General features: G+C 49.6%; 14 protein-coding genes. 13 read left to right on the top strand and 1 reads right to left on the bottom strand.

Features of this window, described 5'->3' with window-relative positions:
• The 4 genes from NZD86_RS15675 to NZD86_RS15660 are packed head-to-tail and all read left to right on the top strand — an operon-like array spanning window position 1 to window position 3,051.
• Window positions 1-1,056: a 2,3-butanediol dehydrogenase gene (locus NZD86_RS15675; RefSeq protein WP_268042990.1), complete on the top strand. Its 1,056-nt coding sequence runs from the start codon at window positions 1-3 to the stop codon at window positions 1,054-1,056.
• A gap of 37 nt (window positions 1,057-1,093) precedes the next feature.
• Window positions 1,094-1,663, top strand: coding sequence for a hypothetical protein (locus tag NZD86_RS15670; protein WP_268042989.1), 570 nt, complete (start codon window positions 1,094-1,096; stop codon window positions 1,661-1,663).
• A 16-nt stretch (window positions 1,664-1,679) separates the two neighbouring features.
• A complete protein-coding gene (locus NZD86_RS15665) occupies window positions 1,680-2,213 on the top strand; it encodes a VOC family protein (RefSeq protein ID WP_268042988.1) in 534 nt (177 codons plus the stop codon).
• Window positions 2,214-2,256: 43 nt separating this feature from the next.
• Complete coding sequence (locus NZD86_RS15660) at window positions 2,257-3,051, top strand: SDR family NAD(P)-dependent oxidoreductase (RefSeq protein WP_268042987.1); 795 nt, start codon at window positions 2,257-2,259, stop codon at window positions 3,049-3,051.
• A gap of 318 nt (window positions 3,052-3,369) precedes the next feature.
• Here NZD86_RS15660 and NZD86_RS15655 read toward each other — a convergent pair whose 3' ends face one another.
• Complete coding sequence (locus NZD86_RS15655; RefSeq protein ID WP_268042986.1) at window positions 3,370-4,680, bottom strand: IS1380 family transposase; 1,311 nt, start codon at window positions 4,678-4,680, stop codon at window positions 3,370-3,372.
• A gap of 308 nt (window positions 4,681-4,988) precedes the next feature.
• Between NZD86_RS15655 and fdhA the strand changes: the two genes are divergently transcribed.
• The 9 genes from fdhA (at window position 4,989) to NZD86_RS15610 (ending at window position 13,067) form a co-directional block, all read left to right on the top strand.
• On the top strand, window positions 4,989-6,206 hold the full coding sequence (gene fdhA, locus NZD86_RS15650; protein WP_268042985.1) for a formaldehyde dehydrogenase, glutathione-independent: 1,218 nt from the start codon (window positions 4,989-4,991) through the stop codon (window positions 6,204-6,206).
• 169 nt (window positions 6,207-6,375) lie between these two features.
• Window positions 6,376-7,137, top strand: coding sequence for an SDR family NAD(P)-dependent oxidoreductase (locus tag NZD86_RS15645; RefSeq protein ID WP_268042984.1), 762 nt, complete (start codon window positions 6,376-6,378; stop codon window positions 7,135-7,137).
• 230 nt (window positions 7,138-7,367) lie between these two features.
• Window positions 7,368-8,006, top strand: coding sequence for a GntR family transcriptional regulator (locus NZD86_RS15640; RefSeq protein WP_268042983.1), 639 nt, complete (start codon window positions 7,368-7,370; stop codon window positions 8,004-8,006).
• Window positions 8,007-8,106: 100 nt separating this feature from the next.
• Window positions 8,107-8,496 carry a RidA family protein gene (locus tag NZD86_RS15635; RefSeq protein WP_268042982.1) on the top strand — a complete coding sequence of 130 codons (390 nt, stop codon included), beginning with the start codon at window positions 8,107-8,109 and terminating at the stop codon, window positions 8,494-8,496.
• A gap of 55 nt (window positions 8,497-8,551) precedes the next feature.
• Complete coding sequence (locus tag NZD86_RS15630) at window positions 8,552-9,514, top strand: DODA-type extradiol aromatic ring-opening family dioxygenase (RefSeq protein WP_268042981.1); 963 nt, start codon at window positions 8,552-8,554, stop codon at window positions 9,512-9,514.
• 32 nt (window positions 9,515-9,546) lie between these two features.
• Complete coding sequence (locus tag NZD86_RS15625; RefSeq protein WP_268042980.1) at window positions 9,547-10,410, top strand: alpha/beta fold hydrolase; 864 nt, start codon at window positions 9,547-9,549, stop codon at window positions 10,408-10,410.
• A complete protein-coding gene (locus NZD86_RS15620) occupies window positions 10,376-11,095 on the top strand; it encodes a PIG-L deacetylase family protein (protein WP_268042979.1) in 720 nt (239 codons plus the stop codon). The genes NZD86_RS15625 and NZD86_RS15620 overlap by 35 nt, the downstream gene beginning before the upstream one ends.
• The gene (locus NZD86_RS15615) at window positions 11,092-11,772 is read left to right on the top strand and encodes a 4-carboxy-4-hydroxy-2-oxoadipate aldolase/oxaloacetate decarboxylase (protein ID WP_268042978.1); all 681 of its coding nucleotides are present in this window, start codon (window positions 11,092-11,094) and stop codon (window positions 11,770-11,772) included. Before NZD86_RS15620 ends, NZD86_RS15615 begins: the two co-directional genes overlap by 4 nt.
• Before the next feature lie 44 nt (window positions 11,773-11,816).
• On the top strand, window positions 11,817-13,067 hold the full coding sequence (locus NZD86_RS15610; RefSeq protein WP_268042977.1) for an MFS transporter: 1,251 nt from the start codon (window positions 11,817-11,819) through the stop codon (window positions 13,065-13,067).
• Window positions 13,068-13,228: the final 161 nt, after the last annotated feature.

The raw sequence follows: 13,228 nt of genomic DNA, 5'->3' as shown, positions 1-13,228 counted from the left end.
GTGAAAGCTGCAATGTGGTATGGCGTGAAAGATGTTAGGGTGGTAGAAGTGCCTGAGCAGGTTACCGAAGCAGGAACAGTTAAGATTCAGGTCGAGTGGTGCGGGATTTGCGGGAGCGATCTCCACGAATATGCAGCCGGTCCCATGACCATCCCTGTTGAAACACCACATCCGTTAACAGGTCAAGTGGCTCCAGTGATTTTAGGTCATGAGTTCGCTGGAAAGGTGGTCGAAATTGGGAGTGGCGTTACGCATGTAAGGGTAGGCGATCGCGTTGCTGTCGAACCTCTCCTCAGTTGCGGGCAATGTCGACCCTGTCAAAGTGGACGATACAACTTATGCGTTAAACGCGGATTTCACGGGCTCACGTCGAATGGCGGTGGATTTTCCGAACGTACGGTCGTTCCTGTTCATTTGGTACACAAACTCCCTGACAACCTGTCCTTTGAGGAGGGAGCCATCGTGGAACCGGCAGCGGTGGCCGTGCAAGCGGTTTACTCCAGTGGGATTAAGCTTGGTGACACCTGCGCCGTCTTGGGCGCTGGACCAATTGGGCTCTTGCTTACACAGGCGGTCAAGGCCGCCGGGGCGAGCACCGTGATTGTCGTAGAAGTTTCGGAAGAGCGGCTCGCCAAAGCCGAAGAATTGGGCGCGACTCATCTGATTAATCCGCGAAGGCAAGGTGTGCTGGATACCATTCTGGCACTCACAGATGGGCAAGGAGTGGACGTTAGTTTCGAGGCAGCAGGTGTAGAGGCAGCCCTTTCACAGGCACTTAAATGCCTGAAGATGAATGGTGAGCTGGTCATTGTCAGTCTGTGGGAGCGACCTGTTTCAATCAATCCGAATTTGCTTGTCTTACATGAGCGCAAAATCACGTCCTCAGCCGCCTATTGTCGCATGTACCCCAGAGTACTCTCGCTTATCGCCAATGGACAAATCAATGCCATGGGACTAATCTCCAAAAAAATCAAATTGGCTGACATCGTATCCGAAGGTTTTGAAGCACTGCTTATGGATAAATCGCAATCCAAGATTCTTGTTACACCGAACTAGATTTCATGTAAAGAATGAATTTGAGGAGGAACGTATCATGAACCGGTTTGAGGAACAAATCTATCACTGCACCGATGTGGTAACGCAGTTAATCGAGACAACAGAAAACCCACACCACAAAGCCATTCTGCGTAATTATCGTCGACATATTCATCTTGAAGGTGCCGGCTTGTTTGAGGAAATCACCGCACCGGACATGATGGTAGACGAACCGGTCTATCGGATTAATTGGGGAGAACCGAGCATAGTTCGGGGCAAACAAGGGGTTATTAATTTCTACCGCTCTGTTACCGAGGCCGTGATGTGGAATACAGATGATAAGATTGCCGTAGCTGACTGGGGTTTGTGTGATGAACTCACCTTCAATTTTCTTATTAATGGGCATGACCTCCTTGCTCTAGGGGTGGACGTCGAAGATAAACATGCTGTGTATCACTACAGCACGAAACAGGCATTTGTATGGCCATATGACAAAAATGCAAGATTAGCGGGAGAACATCTCTATGTAGATGCCACAAGTGTCTCCGTTGTCAAGGTCGACCCGGAAGACGTCATCACCCCTGTACGAGCTAAAGAAATCCACTTAGAAATTATCAAAAAATTATAGAAACTAGGGGTGCCTCATGAACCCACCAATATTCACGAAACCTCTGCAAATTTGCGTTGTTGTCGACGATATCGATGGATACATGAAAACCTATACTGACGATTACGGCATCGGTCCATGGGCAATCTTCGAATTTAATCCAGACACGATTACCGACATGACGATTCGCGGCGAAAAAGTGGATTATGCTATGACATTGGCCGTCTGCGATTTCTATGGGATTCAGTGGGAATTAATACAGCCACGAGACGACCATAATCTGTATACGGAGTTTTTGAAGGAACATGGGCCCGGCCTTCACCATGTTGCGTTTGCCGCAGACAACCATAACAAGGTCGTTAAGTGGATGGCGGAACGGGGAAATCGTTCTCTGCAAGGCGGAAATCTACAAGGCAACGTATACACGTACCTTGATACAGTGAAAGACCTTGGTTTTATCACTGAAATTTACAACACACCGAAGAATTTTGTACACCCTGGCCCTGACCGAACCTACCCACCTCAGGATGATAAGGCAACCGCTTTCAGTTGGGACAAAAACGCATTTTGATAGATTTTGCAAGTTCCATCACATTGAAAGGGAGGTGATCATATTGTCGTTCTTACAAGGACAGAACGCCGTGGTGACCGGTTCAGGCAGTGGCATCGGCAAGGCAATCGCACAAGAATTGTGTAACCAAGGAGCCCATGTGTATATTGCCGACATTGATGAGGAAAGAGCAACACAAGTTGCCTCGCAATACAAAGAAAAGGGCCTTCGCGCTACAGGCTGCCGCTTAAACGTGTCACACTCGGCAGACGTGGAAGCGTTCTTTAAAAGGATTCAGGAGGCGGACGGTAGACTCGATATTTTGGTGAATTGCGCAGGCTATGCAGCAACGAATTTAATCTCGGATATGAGCGACGAAGACTGGGCCCGGATGCTCAACGTCCATGCGGATGGTTCATTTTACTGCTTGCGAGAAGCTTCGAAAATCATGAAAAAGCATCGGTACGGGAGAGTGGTTAACATCTCATCTCTCGCCGCCGAGAGCGGGATGTATGGACACGTACATTATACAGCGGCCAAGTACGCTGTTGTGGGAATCACAGAAGTCGCCGCGAAAGAACTTGGACCATTTCATATTACAGTTAATGCCATCAAACCGGGGATTATCCGTACACCGTTGGGCGAACGGGGACTTCTAGCCAATGGGGTAGGGGAACGCTTTGAAAATGTCACACCGGTTAGACGAATTGGTGAACCTAGAGATATCGCAAGGACTGTTGCGTTTTTGGTTCATCCTGAGTCGGACTTTATCACCGGGACGTCGATAGTCGTTGATGGAGGGTTTATCTTAATGAACGAAATGGATACCGTCGTTGGGGAGACCCTGCGAGATTTCTGACTAGTCGGATTCAGTCATCTTAAGACGCGCTGACCACCGTATTTGGCGATGCGGTGGTCGTTTTACGCGCGCAGGTGAAGGAATCTTTTACACCCGCCACGAGGCAAATATACACAGTTCACTCCAGGGTGCAGCGACATGTATTATCCCGGATTTCGACGGTTTTTTCATTTAACAGCCCGACAGGGCTGGAAATTCAATTAATAGGTAAATATGTTAACGATCACGATAGCATAGTGGTCCTGGATTGAACCTTTGGACACACTTTCCCCCTCCCCATAATGGACCGTCATTTTTGCCAGTTCAGCTTGGAAATCACTATGTCGCCACCTGAAGGACTTGGGTGGACAGGCGCTGTGCGAACTCGGGCAGACGAATTGTCCACTGACGTGCATGGTGAACCAAAATTCCGGGTAGAAGGAATAGTCTCCGCCGGAGCCGTCCAACTGTCCACTGACGCACTCCAGGTTGCAACGCTGCTTGTTTATATAACAGGAGCAGGTTGTATGCCAGCAGCTTCAGAGCTTCCAACGCTTTGTTGGTATTGAAATTCTGACTCGAGAATTGGTCAACGGCGAATCCATATTTGGCTTCTTTGATATGATTCTCAGCGTTGCCACGGTGGTTGTAGAAATGCCATATGTCCTCACCGTTCCAGTCGAACGTTGTGGCTATGGCCTCGTACTCCCAAAACCAATCCGCACATAGGACCTCCTGCGGGTCAATGTCCAATCGACGCACAATGACAACTCGCCGAGGTTTTTCCCAGGATGTTGCCTGGTACATAAGGGAGGCAACATCGCAGTGTTCTGTATCACTCTGGGTGATACAATGCCACGCTAGGTTGGGGGCCAGCTCTGCTAGTCGCTTAGTCCATTTCAGTTTGATCACGTAGTCTCGCCCGTCTTGTTCCAGTGTCTGAAACACCTTTTCACCGGTAAACCCTTTATCCATGCGGATGGCACGGATGTTTACACCTGTTGGCAACTGCTTTTTCATCGCCTCATAGAAGGCTGCAAACCCTTCTGCTGTGTGAGCGTCGCCGGAACGCAGTTCGTCATAGATGCAGCACCCCATCTGCGATTCAAACGCTAGCAAGGGATGAAAACTTGCCCTTCCATGATGATGCGGATTGAACCCTACAGCAGATTGTTCCTGGTTTCCAAACACCGTCTCCACTGAAGAATCTATGTCAACGACAATGTCATGTCCTTTGGGGAGTAGCGACTTAAGTACAAGGCGCTGTGCCGAGCGGATCGCCTCCATACCAACAGGGGAGCCTAGCCGCTTCAAGTCCTTGTACAGCAGCGTTGTATCTGGCAGCTTCGGCAGATCCAGCTTGAGCATAAGAAGGGGATCATGCTCAATGTCCTCGAAGTGGAAAATTCGTTCCTGACCCAGCAATGTACCGAGGACGAACGTAAGAGCAACGTCATCCATTTGGAATTGAGCGTCTTTCCGTTTGCCAAGTTCCTCTGTGCAAAAATACTTATCCATACCGGTTTGGAGGACGAAATCGATGAGTCCTGCCGCCCCGCCAAATGCAGTGGCAGAATTGAGGTCGAAGTGAGTATGTATTTTACAGCTTTTCCGGCGGCGGTGTTTTCGTGTATGCTTATGTTGTTTCACCTTAAAGGTGCTCCTTTCATGCTAGAGATGTATTCTCGACAAACTCATCTTAGCCTTACGGGGAGCGCCTTTTCAATTATTCGGGTCAATTCAAAGAGGACAAAACCGTCGAAATCCGGGATTATACTTTCGGGTAAAGCACAACTAAGGAACACATCTTGATTTTGTCAATAAAATTGTTGACAAATTGATTGACGATGATACCGATTTCAAATACCATAAACACAATCTCTCTTTGTTATCTAAATATTACATAAGTTAAGAGGGGTTATGGCATTTAGTTTAGGGAGAATATGGGAGGGGATAAAATGGCCGATAACAGAGCGGTAGTCTACAAAGGACCAGGAAAAGTTGCGGTAGAGGACATCCGTTATCCCGAACTGATTTTAAGGGACGGACCAGGAGTCAATCCACTCAACGTTGGTCGAAAATGTGATCATGGTGTCATATTGAAAGTGGTCACGACGAATATTTGTGGAAGTGACCAACACATGGTACGTGGACGAACGACTGCTCCAAGCGGGTTGGTATTGGGGCATGAAATAACGGGTGAAGTTATCGAGGTAGGTCGTGATGTTGAATTCATTAAGAAAGGGGACCTAGTTTCGGTTCCGTTCAACATAGCCTGTGGACGTTGCCGCAGCTGTAAAGAACAGAACACGCATGTTTGCGAAAATGTAAACCCGGATCGTCCAGGTTCGGCTTACGGTTATGTCGATATGGGCGGATGGGTAGGGGGACAATCTGAATATGTGATGGTACCCTATGCAGACTTTCAGTTGCTGAAGTTTCCGGATAAAGAACAGGCCATGGAAAAAATCCTTGACTTGACGATGCTATCGGACATTTTCCCGACTGGTTATCATGGAGCTGTGAGTGCGGGTGTAAAACCAGGTTCAACTGTGTATGTAGCAGGTGCGGGTCCCGTTGGTCTCGCCGCAGCTCATTCCGCTCAACTGCTAGGTGCAGCGGTTGTGATTGTGGGTGACCTAAACACTGCTCGATTGGCCCAAGCAAAAAGTTTTGGGTGTGAAACGGTGAATTTGCGGGAGTATCCAAACTTAGGTGAACAGATTGAGCAAATCCTCGGTGTGCCTGAGGTGGATTGTGCGATTGACTGCGTGGGATTCGAAGCCCACGGACATGGGGCACTCGCCGGTGAAGCTCCAGCCACGGTTTTGAACACGATTATGGAGGTAACGCGTGCAGGAGGAAAGCTTGGTATTCCAGGACTTTACGTAACGGGTGACCCAGGTGCCTTGGATGAGGACGCAAAGGTGGGAACCTTGAAGGTTCGTTTAGGATTAGGTTGGGCAAAGGCACATACGTTTGTAACAGGTCAAACGCCGGTTATGAGGTACCATCGTGACTTAATGATGGCAATTTTAAATGGAAAAGCCCAAATCGCCAAAGCTGTGAATGCTACCGTTATATCTTTGGATCAAGCTCCGTCAGCCTATGCGGAATTTGACGGAGGCGCATCAAAGAAGTTTGTGATTGACCCTCACCATTCGGTTAAGTGTTAACGGCAAACTTATACAGAGAGAGTATTCGTACCCGAATGCTCTCTCTGTTTTCGGACATTCGCTCATTCCGGAGCGATTGTTGTCTTCGAGGAGTATTTAGATTCACTCTATACGACCTAATTCGGTGCAAGTTATATGGACCTGTAAATGTTGGAAGGAGGGGCTCGGATTGAAGCTTAAAAATCAGGTTAGCTGGGTAACGGGTGCTGCAGGCGGTATTGGTAAATGCATTAGTGAAAAACTGGCCGCGCAAGGAAGTCATCTTATCCTGAGTGACATAAACGCATCCGCTTTAAATGAATTGTTGGTACATCTTTCGGGGTTTGACGTTGACATATTAGTTCTGCCGTTAGACGTTGCAGATCCGCAAACCGTATCGGAAGGTGGGCAAAAAATAAGAGAACGGTTCGGGAGAGTCGATAACCTTATCAACAACGCTGGAATCTCTCCAAAAGGTCCAAAGGGCCCGATTCCCTTTAAGGATATTACGTTTGAAGATTGGAATCGGGTCATCGCTGTGAATTTAAATGGCCCATTTCTATGCAGCCAGGTTGCGTTAGAAATGATGGTGGCACACGGACACGGGTCGCTGGTAAATATTTGTTCACAAGCTGCACGCACTCATAGTCCGGTGACGTCAGCTCATTATGCTGCAAGTAAATCGGGTCTTTTGGGACTAAGTAGAAAGCTTGCCGGGGAATACGGACCTTATGGAATTCGCGTGAATGTGGTCGTACCTGGCCGTATTGACACACCAATGACGCAAAGTGTGAATGAGGAACTGAGCCGACAAGCTGCTCTGCGAACACCATTACGCCGCATTGGTCAACCGAATGAAGTGGCCGATGCTGTGCTCTATCTGGTCTCCAATGAAGCCAGCTATGTGAACGGAGCCATATTAGACGTGAACGGCGGAAGTTTGATGATCTAGCATTGTGTAATTCTATTATAAGTAAATACAAGGGTGTGAGCCGCGTCACAATGCTTCCAACGCGCCGTTGCACTTCATTGTAGATAATTTTATAAATAAAATTGTCAACAAAATTATTGACCAAGAAACCGCATTCATTTACGATGTGTATGAATTTGAATAATTATAAATTGTCTAGTTATTTTAACTAGCGAGACACCAGGACTCCGTCTCAGGGAAGTTGGGTGCCGATGTTAAACGAAGACGAATGCTACCAGCACTTGAGGAACCAGATTCGCACGGGCACGTTGATGCCCAATGAGCGTCTTGTCGAGATGGACTTATCGAAGGGTTTGGGCGCAGGTCGCGCTGCCGTACGGACTGCTTTAGCTCGCCTCGAGCAGGAAGGGTTGGTTGAGAGACAAAGACACCGTGGGGCAAGGGTTCGGCTGATATCAGAAGCGGAAGCGATTGAAATCCTCGAGGTTCGTTCAGCCTTGGAGCCCATTATCGCGTATCATGCGGCGGTCAATGCAAGCAAGGCCGACATCGCGGTTTTGTCGAGTGTGTTGGATGATATGGAATCCTTTCACAATGCGAATGATTGGATCCGCTATTCAGATGGGAATGCGAGGCTCCACCAAACGTTGATAAGGATTGCAAGACACAACACCGCAACTCGGATTCTGGATACCCTGCATTCGCAAAGTGTTCGATTCCAGTATCGTATGATGCTGTCTAGAGGACGTATCGAAAACTCTCTCGCTGAGCATCGCGCCATCGTTCGAGCAGTCAGCGATGGTAAACCGGAAGAAGCCAAGCAGGCCATGCGTGAACACCTAAGTCGCGTAGTCATCACGCTGAGGGAATTGTTCAAGAGGAGTACGTAAGACTGAAACCTGGCCAATCTCTCGGAGAGGTGGTGGTGCCCGCAAGACGCGCGAAACGCAATGAATGTGGTCATCTTTGACGAATTCACGAGGTGATAAAATGTCGGGGCGTAGAAGCATTGAAATTGAAGGAGTCACTCATGGAAATACGCCGATTCCTCAGGGAGCTCGGATAGACAAGTTTATATTCTCCTCTGCAATCGCTGGGGTAGACCCGCAAACGGGTGAAATTCCGGATGATGCGAGGAGACAAGCGGAGCTCGTGTTTCAACATGTGCGTACTTTTATGGAAACAGCAGGTGGAAGTCCCGAAAACATCGGGAGAATGACCATTTATCTGCAAGATGAAATGTACAGAGACTTCGTAAACGAAGAGTGGGTGAAAATGTTTCCGAATCCGGAGAGTCGACCGGCCAGACATGCTACGGCTACGAATTTGCGTAGAGGAGCACTCATTCAAGTTGACCTCATCGCCGTTCTTCCGGATTAGCCTTGTGAGTGCGGAAATTATAGTCAAAATGTTGAAAAATTAAGGAGGGTGTTAAATGGCTCAAATTGTACTCGGAATTGGCTCCTCGCATAGTCCACAAGTCAGCAGTCCAGCGGAAGTTTGGTCGATGCATGCCGAACGAGATCGGTTAAATCCGGACGTTCACTTTGACGAGCGTGTCAAAGAGGTTGCTGCAACCATTCAAGACCAATTAAATCCTGAACTCTGGCAAAAAAAATACGAGCAATGCCAAGTGTCCGTCGAGGAACTGCGCAACGCTTTGCAGGAAGCAAAGCCTGACATCCTCGTCGTTGTCGGAGATGACCAAGAGGAACTCTTTTGGGATGATTCCAAGCCAACATTTGGAGTTTTCTGGGGTGATGATTTAAAAGATCTGCCTCATCCTTTGGAGGAATTGCATCCCTCGTTGCGACCCGTGATTTGGGCTTGGCACACGACGGATGAAGTCGAGCCGCATCCAACTCATAGTGAATTAGGACGCCACATTATCGAGTGCATGATGACGGAAGGATTTGATGTGGCGCAAAGCAAAGCGCAACTTGAGGGCAGGTCGCTAGGTCATGCTTACACATTTGTGAAGCGCCGGTTGGCCCCGAGTCAGGAAATCCCGATGGTTCCCGTATTCGTCAATTGCTTCTACAAACCGAACCAACCGACACCAGCACGGTGCTATGAATTTGGCAAAGCCCTGCGTCGAGCGATTGAGTCGTGGGATTCCGATAAGCGCGTTGCTGTCATCGGATCCGGTGGGCTTAGCCACTTCAACTTAGATGAGGGACTCGATCAACTGGTGATTCAGGGTCTTAAAGAAAAGAACGCTGAGATTTTGAAGACCCTGCCAAGGGAAAAGCTGCAAGGCGCCTCAGGTGAGATCTTGAATTGGATTGTCGCGGCTGGCGCTGTAGAGCACCTGGATGTTCAATACTTGGACTATGTTTCCGGGTACCGCTCTCCGGCAGGAACGGGTGTCGGAATGACCTTTTGCATTTGGAAATAACAACCTACTACCCGAAGGGAAGGGGTGGTGTCGTGACATCACAGTTGGTTCAGCGTCAAGTTACGCTCAGTCATGGGACGACCAACTATTGGGAGTGTGGAACGGGGGAACCCGTGATTTTGCTTCACGGAGTAGGCTTTTGGACCGGCGGGGACTATTGGGCTCAGAATATGGAGGCGCTCGGTGAGTCTTACCACGTTTACGCACCGGATTTTGTCGGTTGGGGCACGGGGGACCGGCTCGATGTGGAATATTCATTCGCTTACCTAGTTGATTTTGTACGAGAGTTCCAAGATACCTTGGGTATCTCCTCAGCGCACATCATTGGACACTCCATGGGTGGTTGGGTTGCATCATTGTTTGGATACGAGAGCCCAAACCGGGTTCGAACACTGACCTTGGTTGCGAGCGGTGGAATGTCTACGCGAACGCTTTCCACCATGACGACATTTGAGGCACCCGCATACGAGGACATTATGCGCCACGCATTGGCAACCATCGAAGGCGCACAGGAATCCACTGTGACAGACGCTGTGGACAGATGGTATCAAAGAACCAAGCATCCGGGCGCTTTGGATAGTTATCGCAAGATACTATCCCACATGAATAACCCCGTACACCGCGCAAGGTACAATCTGCTGCGCCGGTTACCACAGGTAAAGTTGCGTACGTTAATCGTTTGGGGCAGCGAGGACAATGTGAACCCGCTGAACATGGGTGAGCAGATGCATGAACTGATTGACGGGTCGGAGTTCGTTGTCCTCCCTTGCGGCCACTATATTCCCAGTGAGGCCCCGCAAGCGTTCAATCAAGAGGTTCTTCATTTTCTACGAAAAAACTCCCAGAATGGAGATGTGATCGATGACCACCGCAAACAAGTCAATCACAGTCGTTAGTGCACATTCCGCAGATTTTGTTTGGCGTGCAGGGGGGGCTATCGCCCTTTACCATGACATGGGTTATGAAGTGCGTGTGTTGTGCTTGTCGTTTGGCGAGCGCGGAGAGTCCGCACGTCTTTGGAAGCAAGGGAAGGCCCTTGAAGAAATTAGGGAAATTCGGAGAGCGGAAGCTGAGAAGGCAGCCGGAATTTTAGGCGCACAGGTACAGTTCTTCGATATGGGAGATTACCCCCTGGTTCCAACGAAGGAATTGGAAAACGCCCTGGTGCAGGAGTTTCGTGCCCATCCACCGGAGTTTATTTTGACTCATTCGTTGAAAGACCCGTATAATGCCGACCATCCTCGGACCACAGAACTCGTCTTAGAGTGTCGCATCCTTGCACAGGCACATGGTTACCCATCAGAGTACGGCGTCATCGGTGCTCCCGGGGTTTTCCTGTTTGAGCCGCATCAACCAGAACAGTGTGACTTTCAGGTCGATGTGTTGCTCGATATTAGCTCCGTGTTTGAACGCAAACGCCAAGCTATGGAGTGCATGGAGGCCCAAGAACATCTCTGGGAGTATTACACGGATGTGGCGAAACGACGCGGCGTACAGGCAGGACGAAATTCTGGTGGAAGCATTCGATATGGCGAAGCGTATCAACGCATCTATCCGTACGTTGGAGGTGTCATTCTGTGACATCCGTCATACGGCGAAATATCGAGCGCCCGATCGCTGACGCAGTGTCCGCGCTGAGTTCGTACGGGTCGGCGACAGTTCACGAAGCCATGGGCCGTACCGGACTGATGAAACCGTATCTCCGTCCCATTTACGACTCTGCGAAAGTCTGCGGGACAGCCGTGACCGTTTCGTGTCACCCGGGCGACAATCTGATGATTCATGCTGCCATTGAGGTGTGCCAACCAGGCGACGTATTGGTGGTCACGGTTACCTCGGACTCAACTGACGGAATGTTCGGGGAGTTGCTCGCTGTATCCGCGCGCGCGCATGGCGTTCAAGGGCTAATTATTGACGCAGGAGTTCGCGATACCAGTGAACTCACCGAGATGGGGTTTCCGGTGTGGGCGAAGGCGATTTCGTCGAAGGGCACTGTGAAGGCCACCGCCGGATCGGTAAACATCCCCGTCGTTTGTGCAGGCACAATGATACACCCTGGGGACATTATTGTAGCCGACAGGGATGGGGTGGTAGTTGTTGAAAAATCGCAACTTGCAACGGTTGCGGACGCCGCAAAAGCGCGAACACTGAGGGAAGAGAAAGTACGTGAACGGTTGGCCAATAGAGAACTGGGGCTCGACATTTATCGTTTACGCGAGAAGCTAAAATCACTCGGGGTCGAATACATCGAAGAGTAACGTTAGCGGGTGAAATTGTCTAATCTGAAAACGGGGGAATGGGTATGCAGAGAAAGTCGACGCTTTGGTCGTACCAGAATGCCATCATTATGATGATGTTTTTTGCCTTTGGGTTTGTGTTTATGGATAGGCAGAGTATTATGTTTCTCTCTCCGTTCATTATCCCAGCCTTGCATCTAAACAACGCTCAGGTTGGAATGTTTGCCTCTGCGCTCTCCATTTGTTGGGGTGTCTCCGCCTGGGCAGTGGCGAGTTTCTCTGATTTCTCGGGAAACCGCAAAAAGATACTGGTTGTCTTTATTGTGATCTTCGGCATCGCGTCTGTAATATCGGGTCTTGTGGGTTCGTTTATGGGGATGTTGTTGGCTCGTGCGTTGATGGGACTCTCTGAGGGCCCTGTCTTTCCCATCGCTGCCGTCGCGGTGAAAGCGTCTTCGGAACCAAAGCGTCAAGGCTTTAACATCGGGTTTGTCCAGAGCGCGGCTGGTTTAATTGGCAGCGCGTTGGCTCCGCTCATTGTGGTCGGGTTGGCAACAGCCCTCAATTGGCGGGCGGCGTTCTACCTTCTAGCCATACCCGCTATCTTACTCGCCGTGATTGTGGCGAAATATATGCGTGAACCGAAAGTTTCGCGCGAAGACAATCATGACAGAAAGCTCACGTGGAGCGATTACCGCGAGATCTTTAAGAGAAGAAATACGTGGCTTTGTCTCGTTTGTTCTATCGGTTTCATCACTTGGCTGATTTGTTTCACGACATTCGCTCCGATTTTGATGGTCGAGGTCGACAAAATTCCACCGACACAGATGAGCTGGGCCATGAGTGCCTTTGGATTCGGCTCGTGGGTGTGGGGATTCGGTGTACCTCTCGTTTCCGACCGCATTGGCAGAAAGCCTGCGATGATTATGTCCGCTCTTGTCTCCACACTGGCTCCACTGCTTTTGGCCACGATTCACGTCGGAATCGGTCCGCTCATTATCCTCTTGTTCATTTTGGCGATGGGTCAAGGGTATGCCCCGGTCGCTATGTCCATCATCCCGGCTGAATCGGTACCTCCGATGTTTGCCGCATCCGCCATTGCCATCATGATGATGATTGGCGAAATCTTTGGCGGCACCACAGTTCCAACCCTTGCGGGCGTTGCCGCCGACCACTATGGATTAGCGGCCGCGATGATTATCTCGGCTGTCGGTTCGTTCGTCGTGTTCTTGGTGTCATTTTGGCTCAAGGAGACTGCACCGCGAAAGGTCACACAGCCTGTTCTTCAGGCAGATACGCTCGCCGCAATCGACTGAAGTAATTCGCTCGAAGGGACACAGTTAGCAGCAGCCCCGCCAAGCAAGGGTGGCTGCTGCTTCGTCCAACATCCACATAAATTAAGTTCTTGTTCCGGATAGCGGTACAACTCTGTAGTCAATTTGCCTTGGCGATGATAGCGTTTACAGAAGAGGGAATT

This window comes from Alicyclobacillus dauci (assembly GCF_026651605.1).
Taxonomy (GTDB): Bacteria; Bacillota; Bacilli; order Alicyclobacillales; family Alicyclobacillaceae; genus Alicyclobacillus; species Alicyclobacillus dauci.
The sequence above is the reverse complement of the archived record's forward strand: the minus strand, read 5'-3'. Positions and strand labels throughout refer to the sequence as shown.